The organism is Methylomonas sp. PHL2-19 (assembly GCF_059331595.1).
In genome coordinates, this window is sequence record NZ_CP196839.1 from 577,048 (window position 1) to 596,533 (window position 19,486).

Genomic DNA, 19,486 nt, shown 5'->3' on the forward strand with positions numbered 1-19,486 from the left:
CGTCTTTTTACTGATCAAACCAGCTTTGCAGAATGATCTGTGCGGCCAGTTGATCTTGCACGGCCCATAATTTAGTAGCGCTAACCTTCAAGTCGTCGTACAGCATTTGTTTAGCGGCGAACGTGGTCAGTGTTTCGTCGATTTGGTGCACCGGTAGATTGTAACGACCATTCAGCTGCCGACAGAATTTTTGCATGCGCGGGGTAATCACATTATCCGAACCATCGTTCTGTCGAGAAATGCCGACCACCAAACCTATGGGCCGCCATTCGGCGATCAGCTGACCGATTTTATGCCAGTCCGGCACTTGATTAAGCGACTGGATGGTTTGCAGCGGACTGGCAATGCCGGTATCGGCATGTCCCACCGCGACCCCAATTTTTTTGTTGCCGAAATCAAACCCTAAATACGCATCGCTGCTGAATTTTGCCGCCAGCGGATCGAGCTTAACCATGACCTGCCGGCGTGGTCAGGCGATTAATGTCGATACCTAATTGTCCCGCCGCCGCATTCCAGCGCTGGCTAATCGGCGTTTCGTAGAGTATCTCTTCACCGCATGGCGTGTTCAGCCAGGCGTTTTCGACCATTTCTTTTTCTAGTTGGCCGCTACCCCAGCCGGCGTAACCTAAGGCGATCAAATAGTGGTTGGGGCCTTTACCTTCGGCAATGGCCTCGAGAATGTCGCGAGAGCTGGTCAGCGTAATATTCTCGGCGGTACTGATACTGGAATCCCAGCGTTGTTCACAGGCATCGTGAATGACAAAGCCGCGTTCCTGCTGTACCGGGCCGCCGGCAAACACCGGGGTTTCCAATACATTTTCCAGCTCGGTTTTAATCCCCATTTGCTCGAAAATGTCGCGTAATTTCATGCCGGTCGGTCGGTTGATGACAATGCCGAGCGCACCTTCTTCGTTGTGCTGGCACAGGTATGTCACCGTGTGAAAAAAATGCGGGTCGGCTAAGCCGGGCATCGCAATCAAAAACTGGTTATTTAAATAAGTAACGTCTGTCATTGGAGTGCTGTATGGGCTAGCGGGCAGTCATGCCGGTTTCGTCTGAGAATTTCCAGACCCTGGTAATCACCAAAACGTTCACTTCTCTCAACAAATCATCGGGTAAAGCGGCAAAGGGCGCACTCATCTTCACAATCCGTTTCGCGGCGTCATCCAGCGCGGAATTGCCGGATGACCGGACAATCCGCATGCTGTAAATGCTGCCGTCGGCGTTAATCCCCACGTCCATGGTCAAGGATTGCGAAACGCCTTTTTTGCGCGCGGCCTCAGGATAATTCAGATTGCCGGTGCGCTCAACCTTGTCCTCCCAATCCTTGACATATTGCGCCGCGAGATACTTGTGCGTGCTAACCGCGTTGACGAATTTAATCTTAGTATCTTGCGCGCTTTGTTGGGTATTTCTGATGCGCTCGCCGAGTTGAGCGATTTGTTGCTGAAGCGCTTCAGGCGATAATTTGGGGGCGGATTCCTGAACTTCAACAGCTTCCGGTAATTCTACCGGCTGCTCGGGTTCCGTCACCACCTTAACTGGGGCTTTTGCTTGAGTAAGCAATTTTTCGGCGACCGGCTTGACTTGCGGAACCACCGGATGCGGCAAGACTTTCTTTGCCGGCGGACTGATCGATTGTTCCTGAGTAGCTATTTTTTGCTGCGGCGGCTCCGGTTTGCGGGTTTCCTCGCCGGCACCTATTTGATGCTCCGTTGCCAGATGTTTCGCATCCTTGGGCGCCTTTTTCACCGGAGCATGGGCCACGGTTATTTCAATCGAGCGGTTGATCTTAGGTGGCTGCGGTGCGGTGAAATTAACGCCCAACAACACGATCACATGCAGTACCGCCGCCACAAACAACGCCGTCAGCAGCGAATCACCTTGCGACAACGGCGTGGGAGTCAAGTCCGGCGCGTACATATCAGGCCTGGCATTGAGCGGCGATGTGGTCCATTAATTGAGCGCTGATATTAATGCCGAACTGTTTATCCAGCTCCTGCACGCAGGTTGGACTGGTGACGTTGACTTCGGTCAGATAGTCGCCGATGACATCCAGGCCGACAAATATCAGGCCTTTTTCGCGTAAGGTTGGCCCGACCTGTTCGGCAATCCAGCGATCACGGTCACTCAATGGCCGGCCTTCGCCGCGTCCGCCGGCTGCCAGATTGCCCCGGCTTTCGCCGCTGGCCGGAATCCGTGCCAGACAATAAGGCACCGGTTCGCCATTGACCACCAAGATCCGTTTGTCGCCGTCTTTCACGGCAGGCAGGTATTTTTGCGCCATGATGTAACTGCTGCCGTGTTGAGTCATGGTTTCCAGAATCACGCTAAGATTGGGGTCATGCTCTTTGACGTAAAAGATCGACGCTCCGCCCATGCCGTCCAAGGGCTTCAGGATGATTTCCTTGTGCTCTTGCAGAAAGCTGCGGATTTTTTGCGGGTCTCGGGCTACCAAAGTATCGGTGCAACATTGCGGAAACCAGGCGGTGAACATTTTTTCGTTGGCGTCGCGCAGCGATTGCGGCTTGTTGACCACATAAACACCCTGGCGCTCAGCCTGTTCCAGCATATAAGTGGCGTAGATATATTCCTGATTAAAGGGCGGATCCTTACGCATGATGATCGCGTCCAATTCGGACAAGGCTATTTGCTGTTCACCGAGAAACCTATGCCACTGCTTGTCATCGCGTTCAACTTCCAGCACGCGGGAACGGGCATAAGCGTCGCCGTTGCGCATGTAAAGGTCGGACAGTTCCATGTAATGCAGCTCCCAACCGCGAGACTGGGCTTCCAGCAACATCGCGAAACTGGTGTCCTTTTTAATATTGATCTGGCCGATGGGGTCCATGACCATGCCGAGTTTAATAGCCATTAAAGTCCTGTAAATTCCGAAGCAAGGGGAAATAAAACCGATTTTATCAAATTTATTTTGCAGGCTGTTGTTTACCAACAAAAGTTTTTTTGTTATAAAGCGCGGCTATTTTGAATTAAAAGCTCGCATTGAGGTAGTCATGTCCAGAGTATGCCAAGTAACAGGTAAACGCCCAGTAACAGGGCACAACGTTTCACACGCGATGAACAGAACCAAAAGACGTTTTACGCCTAATCTGCATCACCACAGATTTTGGGTTGAAAGCGAAAACCGTTGGGTTCGTTTGAGAGTATCTTCCAAAGGTATGCGTATCATCGACAAAAACGGCATCGATGCTGTTCTGGCCGATATGCGTAAACGCGGCGAACAATATTAAGGAGACTGACAATGCGCGACAAAATCAAATTGGTATCTAGCGAAGGCACCGGCCATTTCTACACCACCACCAAAAACAAAAAAACCATGCCTGAAAAAATGGAGATCAAAAAATTTGATCCCGTGGTTCGTAAGCATGTGATGTACAAAGAAGCCAAGATCAAATAAACAGCGTTTTATTGATCCGCTTTCAGGCGTTGGCGGGCTAGTAGCAGGGTTTTTTCCGACTAGCCACCGCCACCGGCTTTCTTCATCGCTTCCAGCTCGGCTTTCAGCGATTCCGTAAATTTGGCAAGTGCCAAATATTTCATCTCCAAAGCTTTCTTCTCGGCTTCCAAAATATTGTATTTGGTTTTAAGTTGCTGCAGAAAACGCCGCAAACGCTCCATATCATCTTGTATTGAGGATTGCTCGGTGAACGAGTGACTCGTCTCGCTCTCGCCGCTGCTCCCTCTAAAATTACCGGTCTCAATACCGTCGTCGATCGGAAACGATGAAGGTGCTTTCAGTTCGTCCGGGTTAATGCTGTCGATACCGCCGCTTAAAATCAGCGCATTGAATTTGTGCCGCATCAGGATAAAAGCCGCCGTTTCGCTAATCTTGCCGTTCTGGCAAACCACGACGATGGGATGCTGCCGATTCAAGGTTTTTAGCTGCATGCGCAAGGAAAAAAACGGCAGATTGATGCTGAACGGCAAATGCTTTGGCTTGTATTCATCGGGCTCGCGCACATCGATCAAATCCGCACCCTTGGTCACCAAGTCTTGAGCGTCTTTATAGCTGATATATTTAAGCGTCGGCTGTTTGATCAAGTTCAGAAACTGCTCCTTACCCAATCGCAACAGGCAAACATCCGTCAACGCACTGACCGTAACGTTGCGAGGCTCGCCTGAAATCAATGCATCCTCACCAAAAGTATCCTGATCGCTGAGTTGCGCCAGCTTAATCTCCTTGGCGTTGGGTGCAGGTTTCCTACTCACCAAGCATTGCCCTCGTTTGATGATGTAGTAAAAGTCGCCCTGCTCACCTTGATTGACAATGACAGTGCCTGCATTCACGCGCACTTCCTCCATGCCCATCAAAATTTTTTGCAAATTAGCCGGAGGCAACGCTCGAAATACCGGCGACTTCAACAATGTCGTCATCCAGTCGTCATTATCCTCCACCTCTTCAGCTACCATAAAACTCTCTGCTTCTTCATACGGGACGTCTTGAACCGATTTCATCATATCAGCATTCAAACGCAAAAAACGAATTCGGCTATTGGCAACGGCATGCACTTTCCTGGGGATTTGATGCGCCAGCGCAAAGCGCGCCGAGGGGCTATCGGACTTGATCGTTTCGATCTTTAACAGATCGGTCTGTAAGGTCACGCTGCCATCGATCAAATACACCAGATCGTTAGGTTCATCCCCGCATTTGAACAAAAATTGGCCTTCTTCCGCATCCTCGACCTTGATTTGTGCGCACAGCGCCTCAAATTTACTGAAGGGCAAAGTAGATAGCGGAATTAATTGCCGAATCACACGGCCTTCAGCGGAATGGATGTCGACAGCCACGTATTCGTCGCGAATAAAAAGTGAAGGGAAACCAACAAGAAAACTTAATCTATGATAGTCGATTATTAAGTAAACTCTCAGTGAAACATTTTCCCGCCCAGCGAGTCCATGCTGGCAACTTAACTGCCTGGAATGCAAAAACCATGACGAACATGAACAAACTATTCCTGATTATCTTGTTTGGCCTGAGCAGCTGGCGAGCCAGCGCAGAATTGCCCGGACAAGTCGACGGCGCACCTTTGCCGTCCCTGGCGCCGATGCTGGAGCAAAGTATGCCCGCCGTCGTTAACATTTCCACCTCGACCAATGTGCGGGTACAGGAAAATCCGTTAATGAACGATCCGATGTTTCGGCGTTTTTTCAACATCCCCAAAAACCAGCGGCAACAGCAAAAAAACAGCTTGGGCTCCGGCGTGATTATCGATAAAGATCAAGGCTATGTGTTGACCAATAATCATGTGATAGACAAAGCGGACAAAATCACCGTTACCCTTAGCGACGGCCGGCAGCTCAACGCCAAACTGCTGGGCACCGATCCGGAAGCCGACGTGGCGGTGATCCAAATCCCCGCCGACAACCTGAGTGCCTTGAAAATTGCCGACTCCAACCAACTGAAAGTCGGTGACTTCGTAGTCGCCATCGGCAACCCGTTCGGCTTGGGCCAAACCGTCACCTCCGGCATCGTCAGCGCGCTGGGCCGCTCAGGCTTGGGCATTGAAGGTTACGAAGATTTTATTCAGACCGATGCCTCGATCAACCCCGGCAATTCGGGTGGTGCCTTAGTGAATTTACGCGGCGAATTTGTCGGCATGAATACGGCAATCCTCGCGCCTACCGGTGGCAATGTCGGCATCGGTTTTGCGATTCCGTCGAATATGGCGGTTCGCTTGATGGAATCCTTAGTGCAACACGGCGAAGTGCGCCGCGGTTTGCTGGGTGTGACCACGCAAGATTTAACGCCGGAACTGGTTAAAGCCTTTGCCTTGAAAAGCCAGCACGGCGCGGTCGTTAGCCGAGTGGAGGCCGGATCGCCCGCCGAAAAGGCCGGATTGGAGCCTGGCGATATTATTATGGCCATTAACGGCCAGGACGTAAAAGGCGGTAGCGCGCAAATTCGCAATGCGGTGGGCTTGCTGCAAATCGGCGACACTGCCAACCTGGAGATCATGCGCGGCGAGGAACGCAAGTCGCTGCAAGCCACCATCGGCAAGCCGAAACGGCCGGAGTTGGACGGCAATAAACTGCATCCGACCCTAAGCGGCGCGGTGCTGGGAGTAACCCCTAAGGATCAAGTGGAAGGCGTGATGATAGAAAAAGTCGAACAAAACTCCAAAGCCTGGAAAACCGGCTTGCGGCCCGGCGACATCATCGTCACCGCCAACCGCTACCGGGTCAGAAACCTGGATGAAATAAAACAGGTCGTCAACCCCAACGCACCGCTGTTAGTCAATCTGCAACGCGGCGGCGAAGGCTTTTTCGTGGTATTGCAATAAGCTCAATTCAGCATCGTTTTCAGCGCGGCCAGGCTGGCCTTGCCGCGCTGTTTAATTTCTTCCGGCGGCAACTGTTTTTTGTTGGCCCATTCCAAATCCTCTTCCGGCAATTCGTTTAAAAATCGGCTGGGTTCGCACTCGGTCAAGTCACCAAAACGCTTGCGGTGCGTGCAATAGCTAAAGGTCAAGGTCTGCTGCGCGCGGGTAATGCCCACGTAGGCCAAGCGCCGCTCTTCTTCGATATTATCGGTTTCGATGCTGTTTTGATGCGGCAACAGGTTTTCTTCCATGCCGATCAAAAACACGTGCGGAAACTCCAGGCCCTTGGCGGCATGTAAGGTCATCAAGCTGACCTGGTCGCCAGCTTCGTCTTCCTGATTGCGATCCAGAATATCCAGCAACATCACCTTGGCAATCACATCGGCTAATGATTGTTCGACACCTTGTTCCTTGGTGGCAATCCGTTGCAACCATTCGATCAATTCATAAACGTTTTTCAATTTGCGTTCCGCCGACGCCGGGGTTTTGCTGTTTTCCTGCAGCCAAGCCGAATAGTTGATGTCGTCGATCATCCGGTTGATCACGACAAAGGTATCCTCGCGCTCGACCTTAATCGCCGTCTCTTGCAACCAATCGCAAAACTTGCTCAAACGCTGTACCGATTTTTCCGGCAGCCGTTGTTGCAGGCCCAACTCATTGCAGGCCGCGAACAGACTGATATGCCGCTCGTTGGCATAGGCGCCGAGCTTTTCCAGTGTGGTCGGCCCAATCTCCCGGCGCGGGGTGTTGATCACCCGCAAAAACGCCGCGTCGTCGTCGCGATTGACCAGCAAACGCAGGTACGCCAACACATCCTTGATTTCCGCATACGAAAAAAACGAGGCGCTGCCGCTGATGAAATAGGGCACGTTGTTCTCGCGTAATTCCTTCTCGAACAAGCGTGACTGATGGTTGCCGCGATACAAAATCGCGTAGTCGCCGTAAGAACCACCGGTTTTGAAGCGGTGATGCACAATTTCAGCAGTCACTTGCTTGGCTTCGGCCACGTCATTTTTGTGGCTCAGCACCCGCAGCGGATCGCCGTAACCTAGCTCGCTCCAGAGTTTTTTCTCGAACGCATGCGGATTATTGGCGATCAACTGATTGGCTACTTTCAAAATCCGCCCGGCGGAACGGTAATTTTGTTCCAGCTTGATAACTTGCAAGCGGCTGTAATCTTTTTGCAACTGGCTGAGATTTTCCGGTTGCGCGCCGCGCCAGGCATAGATGGATTGGTCGTCGTCACCCACCACGGTAAAGCGGCCGAGATTACCCGCCAATAGCTTGACCAATTGGTATTGGGTGATGTTGGTATCCTGATATTCGTCCACCAGCAGATAGCGAATTTTGTTCTGCCATTTCTCCAATACTTCGGGATGTTGCTGGAACAGCAGCACCGGCAACAAAATCAAATCGTCGAAATCGGTGGCGTTATAGGCCTTTAAACTGCGGGTAAACGCCTCGTAAAGCAGCGCCGCCGGCAAACTGTTGGCATCGGCTTGGCTCAAAGCCTGGATGGGCGTCACAAAGGCGTTTTTCCACTGGCCGATTTGCCAGTTGTACTGCTCCACATGATCAATGTCACAGCCGCCGACGCCATGGCTGATCAGATTGCGTAGCAAGGTCAGCCGGTCCTGTTCGTCGAACAAGGTAATCGCCGCCTTGTAGCCCAGGGCTTTGTGTTCCTTGCGCAGAATATCCAAGCCCAGGGAATGAAAAGTCGATACCCGCAAGCCGCGACTGGCTTTGTCATCAATCAGCCTGCCGACCCGGCTCTTCATTTCCCGCGCCGCCTTATTGGTAAAAGTCACCGCCGCGATATGTCGCGCTGGCGTACCTTGCTGCACGAGATAAGCGATTTTCTCGGTAATCACCCGCGTCTTGCCGCTACCGGCACCAGCCAGCACCAACAAGGGATGATCGATGGTTTTAACGGCAGCGAGTTGTTGGGGGTTGAGTTTGGGGGACACGAAAACAAAGGGGTTATTGACAGGCCGGCCATTATCGCAGGGCTAGCTGAAATTGTGTGAACTTGGGCGAATGGGCGTTGGCTTAATGGGAGCTCGCGGAGCACATTGTCTTTTTGGAAATCAGAGACATAGCACCGAGAGTCGTGCAGCCTCAATGCAGCGTCAGCGAAATCAAGGACGTCAGCTTACCGACTACCAATTCTAAAGCGCATGATGAGAAAAGACGGTGCCTAACATGGCAGTCAAACGGACGGGCAAAAAGCTTCGCTTTGCTCTACGTGGCGCAACAAACAAATGAACATGACACACATCAATCTTGTTGCCGTACTTTTGCTTGGCGACGATCCGAGCAGATTATTCATCTAGCGATCATAGTTAAGCCTTAATTCTGCTTGACCTTCCCATTATGTAAACCTTTAGATTGATGCCTCCGGATGGTCACTGAGGTAAGGTGACTATCCATGACTAAAATTTGAATATTTTTTCAGGAGGTTGAAATGGAATCACATTGGCTAGCCAATCAGAAAACCGCACATGCTTATAACACAGCCGCCGATTTATTCGATCACCCGGCCAACACGTTTTGGAACCGTTTCGGTCATAGCACCATTGAGCGAATAGGTTTGAGGCAAGGTGACCAAGTATTGGATGTTTGTTCCGGAACCGGTGCTTCAGCCTTACCGGCCGCGCGGATGGTCGGCTCGGATGGCCGGGTGGTTGCGGTCGATTTGGCAGAAAAACTATTGACTCGGGCAGCCGATAAAGCCCAAGCCGATGGTCTTGAGAATCTGGAATTTCGGGTCCATGATATGCTTGCTCTAGGTTATCCCGATGGTTATTTCGACGCCGTCGTTTGCGTATTTGGGATCTTTTTCGTACCTGATATGGCCGCTGCCGTCAAAGAATTATGGCGCCAGGTCCGGCCAGGCGGGCGATTGGCTATTACGACCTGGGGACCGGATTTATTCGAGCCAGCCAACACCTCGCTTTGGCAAGCCATCCGCCAACAACGCCCCGAACTCTATAAAGACTTTAATCCTTGGGATCGTATTTCCACACCGAAAGGACTGTTGGAGATGCTGGCCGAAGCCGGTTTAACCAATGTGCGCATTTTTGCCGAAACCGCGACTCATGCTCTGTCTGAACCTGAGGATTGGTGGACCTTGGCGATGGGTAGCGGTTATCGGGGCACCTTGGATCAGCTCAATTGCGAACAGCTACAGAAGGTGAAACAGGCCAATCTCGACCAATTAGTGAGCCAATCGGTTACTGAGATTTCAGCCAATGTGATTTATGCCGTCGCCGATAAACCTGTCGTTTAGAGCCTTGCGTTTTTTTCATGAGCGATTTTTTCAAAAAATACCAGGGACTAAAAAAAGCAAAAAAATCGCTTGTCCTTCCCATCGCGGTAACCCGCCGGCTTATTGCAATCCGTCAGGCATTAACCGAACCCGCTAGCGGGCGGCGAACTGGCCGCCCGCAACGCCGAGTCCCCCTATTGGAGAGTGAGCGATGAATATCAGCCAAGCTGCGAAAATGACCGGCGTATCCGCCAAAATGATTCGTCACTACGAAGGTATCGGACTGATCAGAAAAAGCGTGCGCACCGTATCGGGCTACCGGACCTACAACGACACCGATTTGCAAGTGTTGCGGATGATCAAACGAGCTAGGGGGCTGGGGTTTTCGCTGGAGCAAATCCGCGATCTGGTTTCATTGTGGCAAGACCCGGTAAGAGCCAGTGCCGATGTCAAAGCGCTGGCCCAATCCCATGTCGACGATTTGAATCGACGCATTGCCGAATTAACCGAAATGCGCGACATTCTGGCCCGGTTGGCGCAGACTTGTAGCGGGGACAATAAACCGGATTGCCCGATTATCGATACATTGGTACTCGGCCAGCAGCTGGTTTAAGACTACATAATCCAGCGATTATTCTCCCTTGGTTGCCTCCCCGTTTTGCTGGTTCCGGATCTGCAAATACGCGGAAATGACTGATATTTAAGGATAATCAGTCTCAAGTTATTAACCCGGCCCTCAAATATCGTCGCTCCCGCTTAGGTGGGAATGACCGAGCCAGGGAATTTAACAGTCTGATTAATAAGGACAAAGATAGACGTTGTCGAATATGAGGTGTCTAAACCGGGGAAACCAGCGAAGGCTGAATCACGCATCCCCTAAAATCGAATACACTTGGAATTGAAACACGCTTACGGTGCACAACTCACCACCAATTCGTCACTGTATTGGCCCACTTCCAAATCTTTCACCACATAAACCGCCGTATAACGGCGCAGCTCAGGCTTGCCGGCCACCAATAGCGGGCGGTTATCGACATAACGGGTTTGAGTGTCACGGGCCAGAAACACAAATTCGCTTTCGTTCTCACGCTGGGAATAGATATTGATGCCGTCGCTTTTGAATTTTTGAAAACTCAACACCACATTACCCCCGGTCTGATCGGCAGCCTTCAGCACCGGTTTGGCGTCGGTGAGATCCGTATTGATTTCCGCACCGACGATACCCAACAGACTACCCAATGCCTCCGTATAACCGGGGTGAGCCTTGATGCGCCGCGCCAATGCCCTCACCTTATTCTCGAATTGGCCGCGATAAGCCTGCTTATCGGCGGTCGCATGATGCGCGGCCGCGGCTGCAATATTGGCGGCCGACACTTTGCCATGCAGTTCTTGGTTCTCGGTATTGCAGGCGGCAATGTCCTCGTCGGATAAACCCAACTGGCTTTTCAAAGCAGCAAGATTGAGGATAAACCGATCATGCCATATCAATAACTCGCCATCCGGACGGGGGAAATAATCTGATTTAGCCATGAGTAAGCTCCTTATAAATAAACGATAAGCACGCCAGACAACGGCCAACAGGCCGAATCGCCGGCGGAAGTATTGGAATAAATCGAAGGGAATAACTAGCGTTAAAACTATGTCGCCAACGATTATAGATAAGCTCTCGACTTACACAAGTGCGGCTAAATGTCGCGTTTTTGGATATAAAATCCGGCTGACGGCGTAGCCATAGGCTTTAATGTCACTTCCAAATCATCCGTGCGGGTTGCCGACCACCGCGAAGACATTCCCAACAATCCCGGTGGCATATAAAAATATCTGGAAGGCATATCCCAATGTCCGGAATGCGCCTGCGCAAACCTGGAAGGTGCCCCTACCAGGCTCGAAGGCATCGCCGGATTTGTTTGGGATGCAGCCGAGAGATTTTTATACGCCACCGGGTTGGGTTTATATGCGGTCGGGGCTCGTGGGAGTGCATTCGGAACAACTTTTAATCTACTAAATCCGAATTAAAACCTAATTTGCTTCTTTTATTTAGACAATGTTTTAACCATAACTACCAGCGATCATGCGCAGCCACAACATCATCAGCACCATAAATTTCATTGATCAACATTTCATCGATAACATCCAGAATTCTTCGACGGGCCTCGGGACGAGCTTCTGATGCCGTATATTCTTTCTTAATAAGGCTTTGCAAATGGTGTGTGTCGGTAAGCCGTTGATTACTAAAATTACTCGCATCATTGATCAAACGTTTACTTACAGAAATAACCAGCTTAAGCACGTCGCTTGTCGCGTCTTCCAATATTCGTAATACAAAGTAAGAGTTTCCGAAAAAAGCCGGGGATGTTATGAAACTCTCGATTAATTTGCGATAAGGCTCAATATCGGTTTTATCTGTTTTTCTAAATACATCGGATGCATGTTTACGAACTTCTTTGTCTTCATCGAAGAAAAAGCCTTGCAGAAGAGTTTCCGCTCGACGGCGATTATCCGTCCAGCTAAATGCATCGGCGATGACATCCGCGAATAGTCGTTGATGCTGTAGGCTTGAGACGGCAAGGCTTTCAGCCTGAGCAATATAGGCATCATTTCGATAGCTTTCACAAAATATCAACCATGCAGCTATGAGTTGTTTGTTTTCATCACTGCATCCCAGCAATCGCTCCACTAATTCTTTCCCCAACTCCGGCAACCGGTAAAAAATATGTGGAAAAAGATAAATGCCTTGGTGGGTAACCAGTGGTGATAAGCAAGTATCATCTCTGTTTTCGACCACGTTACAGGGCAAGATGATTAACTTTCGTATCGAAGCGGAAAATCGGGTTTTATCGGCATTGAATAACGGAGTCAGGGTTTTTATCATGCTACAACGCACACTGACTAACGGCTCACTATCCAAAGCAATATCTAATACATCCCAAATTTTGGAAGTATTCTCCGGCATTTCCCATAACACATTGGCTAACGCCTCCCACATTTGACCGCGCGTTCCGTTTATACCTCGCAGATATAACCCACCGACCGATTGCAGCAATGTGTCGATAGTAATAGTTTCACGTTTGGTATATTCGTGATTAATAGATTCGCCTTCTGCTTCTCCCTGTAATGCAAGTTTGAGCATGATTTCGAGAATTTCAGAATCGGCTGTAATGTGAGAACGCTTATTGACTATCCGAGCTATCGCGCGGCCAAAAGCTTTAGTCGGGTGCTGATCGGCGTACTTGATAACTTGTATCATTGAATTATCTGTAGCTGATTCTGCTTCAGCCAATCCCCATAGAATCCGTTCGATATAACAGACTGGTGCACTAACGGGAATTTTCAAACTCAATGTCGAGAAGCGTTCAGGTTGTGTTTTAGTAAGCTCTTGAAGCTGTTGGGCAAGTTCATCGGAACCTCCGTCGACGAAACCAGGCCCTCTGCGTCTTTCTGCTTCATTGTCGTAACGTTTAATTGCTGCTAGCCAATGCTTGTCGCTCATTTTCTCGCATTGAGGACGCTTTATAGGCGACCCAACTGAATAAGCCCCATTATCTCGTGGTTGCTCAATTTTCTTGTTCGGAAATTTTCGGCGAAGCGCTTGCAACCGTGATAAAGCAACCTGAGAAAGTAAAGCTGCACCTATTGTTTCAAGCATGCACCATTGCTCATAGCCGGTGCGGTTCAGGTACCAAACAACATCTTTCTTCGTAGAAAAAGGTTCAGATTCACCTTCTATTCTGATCCGCTTTGCTAGATGTACGCTTCGCTCAATTTCCGGATACCGGTTAAGAATGACTTGTTCTACAACGTGCTTTTCTCCCATATCCAAAACGGAAAAAGCCTCTCGGCAAGCGTGAGCAAACGACCACCAATCTGCACCATCAAAACCGGCGTCGAAAACACTGTTGTGACTGACTAGATTTCGTAACCGGTGTGCGAGCACGACAGGATTAGCTTGAATCGCTTCCAAATGAAGATGCATCAGGCATTCATGCTTGAATGGATCGAGTTTATCCAGATAATCGACTGCTATTTCAGGGCTTTGTTTCAGCACCTGCTTTAATGCTGATCTGTAACAAGCTAAAAAACTATCGAATCCAAAGTGATGACTGGAATACGCTCGATGATTAAACTGCCAGCGTTGAACGCTATCGTCGGATTCGACCACTGTATTTATGGCTTTTATCAATGCATCCGTAGTTCCACGCAGAATAGCAAGCGGAGTTTGACCTGCAATTTCGTTTATACTATGTTCGATTAATTGACCAAAGTCATTGTTTATAAATGGATTTTCTTCTTTATCAAGCGCAAACCAAGTATCGAACAAGGCATGCAAAATCCGACCACAATCTTCAGGCGAACTTTTGCTCCAGGTATGTAGCAGCGTTGAAACCAGATCATCATTTTGATAATTCAACAGCTCACCCGAACGCGAAAGAATGAGTTCTTCACATAGATCAATCAATTGACCATCAGGTTTGTCAGGACTAATAAATCCAAACCAATTTAGTAGCCGCTCAGTCCGCTCCGGCTTGCCGCCCCACCAAGCCTTTAGCAATTCAGCAATTGCTTGTGGATGATCATTAGCTGCATGACCAAGCCACCACAATATTCTTTCAACGCGCTCATTATGCAACCCATTGATTTCTTTATTAATCCATCCGCTGTCATTTAATAGATGAAACCAGTTAGTCGATAGAACTGCTTGCCGAAACAGAGGATGAAATTTTTCTGGCGTTTGATCGAACTTTGAAACAATCTGGAATTCCGAGTTCGTCGGATTTTCCACGGAATTTAGCCATTGGCAGACTGCCGATTTAATATGAAAACGAACACTAGAACTGGAAAGTAACTCAGACAATTCGGTTAAATATCTCTGGGGATCGTTTTGGCGTAACGATTCAAGAATTTGCCGAACCTGCGTGCGCCTAAACAGGTGCTGTTCTGCTGAAGTCAATAACTCGGCCAAACTCTGGTTTCGATTGACAAAAGCCCTGGCAAAAATATGGTCGAAAAAACTTTCGTGAAAGAAATTCAGCTGGCCGCGAGAAACGATGATCAAACCTTCCGAAACCAATATATCCGCAGCACCTAGATAGTCATCCAAAACCGATGTAGGGGCGCTCAATTGTTGCCGCTTAGTCATCCAATCGCACAATGCTGTCAAGGTTTTAGTCGGAGACCAGTTAATTTGGCGTTGCCGAGGGATTTCCCGTTCTTTCTTTTTCAGAAGAGCTTCATGCAGACTTGATCGAGATAGAAAAGACAATCCGGGTTCGCCGATTTCCAAAAACACCGCCAGATTGACTGGTAAGCACAATAATCGGCGTTGTGGCTCTTTGAAAATGGCAATTTCGGCGCCATTCTTTTTCAATACCGGTTCAACATCGGCACCCCAATCCAGCAAAGGTATGTCGATTTGCCGAGTGCGGTCATTGGCTTTCAAATGCTTTAATCGGGGGTCGCTATCCAAGTCGAATGTCCGACAAACAGCGACTATTTTGATGTTGCTGAAATAATGAGCATCCTGAATCAAGCGGAAGACAACTTCTTTTATCTGGCCGTCGCGTCCAGACACTTCACTAATGGCATCGACTTGATCGATGAATAAAACCGATGGCGTACTCGGGAAAGTCCCCTTCAAGGTAGTGACTGGACTTTCCTCTCGCCCAACTAATGTTTTTCCTAATGCTTCACGACTAACACACTGCAAATGTTGATCTACTCGAAACGCCAAATGAGGAATATTTAGTCGCCGAAGATTTTCGATGGCAGCGCGCACAATCCCTGACTTTCCCGAACCAGCAACACCGGCAAGTAAAATCAATTCAGGCCCGTTTTGAGCCAACAGTTCATCAATTAGAGATTGTGTCTGTGTCCTAGTAATGATTTCATTACCTGCGCCAAATGGGGAGTAGGTGCTGAGATAGGCGTCAGTTTCTTCGTGCAATCGCCGTTGGATAGTAGGGTCGAAAGCCCATTCCTTAAATCTCAAACCGCTTTGTTGTTTCAAAGCTTCACGAAGCGTATCAGTCGATAATTGTTTATTGAAATTCTTTTCGAGAATGTCGCGCAGTACGGGAAAGGCGGATTTACCTCCTTGTTGAAAAGTCAGATCGCCAAACGACTCATTGATTGCGTCTAACTCACTATCTGGTATGACTTTGACATAGCATCGTTTTAGCCATTCAAATGCAGTTTCTGGTGTTTGACGCCAAAAGTCATAGAGTTTCGGAAATGTCCCATCTCTTTCCTCTTTCGCAAGCGCATCGTCGACAAATTGACTAAACGACTCGGCTAAGCGGGCTTTGTCTGTCAGGGTCCTGAAGTCTTTAGCGCTGTCTTGCGAAACAAAAAAACAATGCGCGTTATGATCTACCGATAGCCGTTCTGAAAACGCCTTCAATATACCTTCACGATTTAGAACATTGAGCGTCCAGTTTCCGGCAGGTGCATTGATCTTTGTCTGATGCCATTCAGTAATATCGCCACGCGAAAGAGCAAATTCAAAGCCTTGATATTCCGTATCAATACCTTCGAATTTAAGCCAATTTGCCTTACCGGCAATTACGTCTATCAGGCAGCGGACCAGCCATTTCGCTTCATACCGATTGCCAAGTTTGTCGGGTATTCCACCAACTATCATTTAGAAAATGTCTCTCAAGAACAAATCGGCAATGATTGTGTGAGCAACTGCGAAATGTCCTTTGGAATTAACGATGTTCTTCGTCGACATTGCTAGTCACTATTGATAGTTGTTTTAACAACTCAGGCAAGGCTGAACAAACCGTCTCCCAAACTACTTCAAAGTTGATTTCGAAATAACCATGGGCGATGCGATTGCGCATACCGCGCATATTTCGCCAAGGCACATTGGCATGCTTCTCGATGAAAGCAGGATAATGATCCATTATTTTTGTTGATGCTTCGCCGACGATGATCAAACTCATCACCACCGCCTGCTGTGTGCGTTTGTCGGCAAGAAATTCTGCCTTGCTTAAACCTTCAACGAAACCACAAGCATCGGATGCGGCTTGTCGCATGTGTTCCAGGTAATCGGCAACGCGGTTGACCGTCATACGGGTTGAGCTTCGGCCAATATTTGTTCGCGGAATTTGGCGGGCAAATCGCCGGGAGTCAGAAGATCAACCGGAACTGCCAGTAAATCTTCCAGTTCAAGTTGTAGTCCGCCAAGATCAAATAGTGTGGCGCCTGGCAACGTATCTACCAGCAAGTCCAGGTCGCTGCCGTCGCAGTCTGTACCGTAAAGCACCGATCCAAATACGCGCGGATTGGCCGCCCGAAAGCGGCCCACTATCTGGCGTATTGCCGTACGCTGGGAATCTAATGCTTCCGACGGCTTCACAGTTACACGTCCAAGTTTGCCACATCCAAGGCGTTCTTCACAATGAAATCCCGACGTGGTTCCACCACATCGCCCATTAGCGTGGTGAAGATTTCGTCGGCGGCGACTACGTCGTTGATGGTGACTTGCAGCATGCGGCGGCCGTTGGCGTCGAGAGTGGTTTCCCAAAGCTGTTCCGGGTTCATTTCGCCCAAACCTTTGTAACGCTGGATGTGCTGGCCTTTTTTAACTTCTTTCATCATCCATTCGAATGCTTGCTTGAAGTTATCGACTTGTTGTTCGCGCTCACCCATACGCATGACAGAGGTTTCGCCGAACATGCTGAGGGTTTTTTCTACATAGCGGGCGATTTTTTGATAATCGTTGCCGGCAAAGAAGGGTGCATGCAAGACAAAACTTTTGGTAATGCCGTGCAGACGCTTACTGACTTCCACATCGAAGTCGTCGCTGCCGCGATATTTTAACTCGGTGCTGAATATGGCTTTATGACCACCCTCGTTCAGATTTTTTTGCAGCAAATCCAACCAGGCTTGCAGCTTTTGCTGATCGGCTTTGATTTCGTCGCTTAACACCTGCATGTAGGTCATTTGCTCCAGATACAGGTCGTCGTAGCGTCTGGACAGGCGATTGATGATGCTCATCACGTCGGCAAATTCAGTCGCCAATTTTTCCAGACCTTGGCCTTGGATGACCGGGGTGTCGGCATCGGTTTGTAGTTGCGCTTTGTCCAAAGCCAATTGGATCAAGTATTGATTTAAGGCGTTGTCGTCTTTGACGTAATGCTCTTGTTTGCCTTTTTTGACTTTGTATAAGGGCGGTTGGGCGATGTAGATGTGGCCGCGCTCGACCAACTCCGGCAATTGCCGATAGAAAAACGTCAGTAACAGGGTGCGAATGTGCGAGCCGTCGACGTCCGCGTCGGTCATGATGATGATGCGGTGGTAGCGGAGTTTATCGATGTTGTATTCGTCTTTACCAATCCCGCAGCCCAAGGCGGTGATCAGGGTGCCGACTTCTTCCGATGAAATCATACGGTCGAAGCGGGCGCGTTCCACGTTAAGGATTTTACCTTTCAACGGCAGGATGGCTTGGGTGCGGCGATCACGGCCCTGTTTTGCGGAGCCGCCCGCCGAGTCCCCTTCCACGATGAACAGTTCGGACAAGGCCGGGTCTTTTTCCTGGCAATCGGCGAGTTTGCCGGGTAAACCGGCAATATCCAGGGTGGTTTTGCGGCGGGTCATTTCCCGAGCTTTTCTAGCCGCTTCACGTGCTCTGGCTGCATCGATAATTTTGGCGGCGATGGCTTTGGCGACTTGCGGTTGTTCCAGCAGGAACTCTTGCAGTTTTTCGTTCATGGTCGATTCGACCAAGGGTTTGACTTCCGATGACACTAATTTGTCTTTGGTCTGCGAGGAGAACTTGGGATCGGGGACTTTTACCGACAACACAGCGGTTAGACCTTCGCGGGCATCGTCACCGGTGGTGGCGACCTTTTCTTTTTTAGCCAGGCCGTTAGTTTCGATGTATTGGTTGATGGTGCGAGTCAAGGCGCCTCTAAAACCGGCCAAATGCGTACCGCCGTCGCGTTGTGGGATGTTGTTGGTATAGCAGAACACGTTCTCTTGGTAGGAGTCGTTCCATTGCATCGCCACTTCCACCGTTACGCCTTCTTTTTCGGCGATAAAGTGAAAGACTTTTTCAAACAACGGGGTTTTGTTTTTGTTCAGATGCTGCACAAAGGCGCTGATACCGCCCTCGAATTCGAATACATCTTCCTTGCCGGATCTTTCGTCGCGCAAGGAGATGCGCACACCGGAATTTAAAAACGACAGTTCCCGCAAACGTTTGGCAAGGATGTCGTAATGAAATTCGATATTGGTGAAGATAGTTGGGCTGGGCTTGAAGTTGATGTAGGTACCGCTGCCTTCACAGTCACCAATCACCGCTAACGGTGCTACAGGCTCGCCGAGTACATATTTTTGCATATGCAGCTTACCGTTCTTACGAATCTTCAGCGTCAGCTCTTCAGACAAGGCATTCACCACCGAGACGCCTACGCCATGAAGGCCACCGGAGACTTTATAGGCGTTGTCGTCGAACTTACCGCCGGCGTGCAGGATGGTCATAATCACTTCAGCGGCGGAACGGCCTTCTTCTTTGTGTATATCCACCGGAATGCCGCGACCGTCGTCGTAGACAGATACGGACCCATTTTCATGAATGACGACATCGACGCCCTTGCAATACCCAGCCAGCGCTTCGTCGATGGAGTTATCGACGACTTCGAATACCATGTGATGCAAGCCGGAACCGTCATCGGTGTCGCCAATGTACATGCCTGGACGTTTCCTGACCGCATCCAAGCCTTTTAGTACTGTGATATTCGAACTGTCGTAATTTTCACTCATGGGTATATCCATTGTGTTGTGTTTTACCGCAACGATGCCCTGTCTTCATGTCACGCATGAATCGGTTGTATCGTGTGTGATGGGAGTTGTTAATTTTTATTATTTGTTC

Annotated in this window: 16 protein-coding genes; 5 read left to right on the forward strand and 11 right to left on the reverse strand. The window is 49.4% G+C overall.

Features of this window, described 5'->3' with window-relative positions; translation table 11 throughout:
* Positions 1-7 precede the first annotated feature (7 nt).
* Genes ruvX through gshB form a run of 4 tightly spaced genes read right to left on the reverse strand, consistent with a single transcriptional unit; the run spans position 8 to position 2,875 of the window.
* Positions 8-454: a Holliday junction resolvase RuvX gene (ruvX, locus tag ACR02O_RS02650; protein ID WP_051670127.1), complete on the reverse strand. Its 447-nt coding sequence runs from the start codon at positions 452-454 to the stop codon at positions 8-10.
* Positions 447-1,013 (reverse strand): YqgE/AlgH family protein, encoded by a 567-nt coding sequence (locus ACR02O_RS02655; protein WP_020483975.1) that lies wholly within the window; start codon positions 1,011-1,013, stop codon positions 447-449. Before ACR02O_RS02655 ends, ruvX begins: the two co-directional genes overlap by 8 nt.
* Positions 1,014-1,029: 16 nt before the next feature.
* Positions 1,030-1,923 carry an energy transducer TonB gene (locus ACR02O_RS02660; RefSeq protein WP_494522738.1) on the reverse strand — a complete coding sequence of 298 codons (894 nt, stop codon included), beginning with the start codon at positions 1,921-1,923 and terminating at the stop codon, positions 1,030-1,032.
* Position 1,924: 1 nt separating this feature from the next.
* The gene (gene gshB, locus ACR02O_RS02665) at positions 1,925-2,875 is read right to left on the reverse strand and encodes a glutathione synthase (RefSeq protein WP_494522739.1); all 951 of its coding nucleotides are present in this window, start codon (positions 2,873-2,875) and stop codon (positions 1,925-1,927) included.
* Positions 2,876-3,014: 139 nt separating this feature from the next.
* Here gshB and rpmB point away from each other — a divergent pair, with 139 nt between their 5' ends.
* Positions 3,015-3,251, forward strand: a complete 237-nt coding sequence (gene rpmB / locus ACR02O_RS02670; protein WP_033157675.1) for a 50S ribosomal protein L28 — start codon at positions 3,015-3,017, stop codon at positions 3,249-3,251.
* An 11-nt stretch (positions 3,252-3,262) separates the two neighbouring features.
* Complete coding sequence (gene rpmG / locus ACR02O_RS02675) at positions 3,263-3,418, forward strand: 50S ribosomal protein L33 (RefSeq protein WP_013816853.1); 156 nt, start codon at positions 3,263-3,265, stop codon at positions 3,416-3,418.
* A gap of 59 nt (positions 3,419-3,477) precedes the next feature.
* On the opposite strand, the gene ACR02O_RS02680 is transcribed toward rpmG, so the two are convergent.
* Positions 3,478-4,809 (reverse strand): cyclic nucleotide-binding domain-containing protein, encoded by a 1,332-nt coding sequence (locus ACR02O_RS02680; RefSeq protein ID WP_033157604.1) that lies wholly within the window; start codon positions 4,807-4,809, stop codon positions 3,478-3,480.
* Positions 4,810-4,961: 152 nt separating this feature from the next.
* Between ACR02O_RS02680 and ACR02O_RS02685 the strand changes: the two genes are divergently transcribed.
* The gene (locus ACR02O_RS02685; RefSeq protein ID WP_494523448.1) at positions 4,962-6,302 is read left to right on the forward strand and encodes a DegQ family serine endoprotease; all 1,341 of its coding nucleotides are present in this window, start codon (positions 4,962-4,964) and stop codon (positions 6,300-6,302) included.
* Positions 6,303-6,304: 2 nt separating this feature from the next.
* Here the strand turns inward: ACR02O_RS02685 and rep are convergent, their stop codons facing one another.
* Positions 6,305-8,311, reverse strand: coding sequence for a DNA helicase Rep (gene rep, locus ACR02O_RS02690; protein ID WP_494522740.1), 2,007 nt, complete (start codon positions 8,309-8,311; stop codon positions 6,305-6,307).
* A gap of 497 nt (positions 8,312-8,808) precedes the next feature.
* Here rep and ACR02O_RS02695 point away from each other — a divergent pair, with 497 nt between their 5' ends.
* Positions 8,809-9,633: a class I SAM-dependent methyltransferase gene (locus ACR02O_RS02695; protein WP_494522741.1), complete on the forward strand. Its 825-nt coding sequence runs from the start codon at positions 8,809-8,811 to the stop codon at positions 9,631-9,633.
* A gap of 190 nt (positions 9,634-9,823) precedes the next feature.
* Positions 9,824-10,225 carry a Cu(I)-responsive transcriptional regulator gene (gene cueR / locus ACR02O_RS02700; protein ID WP_205452245.1) on the forward strand — a complete coding sequence of 134 codons (402 nt, stop codon included), beginning with the start codon at positions 9,824-9,826 and terminating at the stop codon, positions 10,223-10,225.
* Positions 10,226-10,521: 296 nt separating this feature from the next.
* Here cueR and ACR02O_RS02705 read toward each other — a convergent pair whose 3' ends face one another.
* The 5 genes from ACR02O_RS02705 to gyrB form a co-directional block, all read right to left on the reverse strand.
* Positions 10,522-11,142 carry a hypothetical protein gene (locus ACR02O_RS02705; RefSeq protein WP_494522742.1) on the reverse strand — a complete coding sequence of 207 codons (621 nt, stop codon included), beginning with the start codon at positions 11,140-11,142 and terminating at the stop codon, positions 10,522-10,524.
* A 529-nt stretch (positions 11,143-11,671) separates the two neighbouring features.
* A complete protein-coding gene (locus ACR02O_RS02710) occupies positions 11,672-16,249 on the reverse strand; it encodes an AAA family ATPase (protein ID WP_494522743.1) in 4,578 nt (1,525 codons plus the stop codon).
* A 67-nt stretch (positions 16,250-16,316) separates the two neighbouring features.
* Positions 16,317-16,682, reverse strand: a complete 366-nt coding sequence (locus tag ACR02O_RS02715; protein WP_494522744.1) for a HepT-like ribonuclease domain-containing protein — start codon at positions 16,680-16,682, stop codon at positions 16,317-16,319.
* Positions 16,679-16,969: a nucleotidyltransferase family protein gene (locus ACR02O_RS02720; RefSeq protein WP_494522745.1), complete on the reverse strand. Its 291-nt coding sequence runs from the start codon at positions 16,967-16,969 to the stop codon at positions 16,679-16,681. The genes ACR02O_RS02715 and ACR02O_RS02720 overlap by 4 nt, the downstream gene beginning before the upstream one ends.
* A gap of 2 nt (positions 16,970-16,971) precedes the next feature.
* Entirely contained in the window at positions 16,972-19,377 is a 2,406-nt protein-coding gene (gyrB, locus tag ACR02O_RS02725) for a DNA topoisomerase (ATP-hydrolyzing) subunit B (RefSeq protein WP_033157627.1), read from the reverse strand.
* Positions 19,378-19,486: the final 109 nt, after the last annotated feature.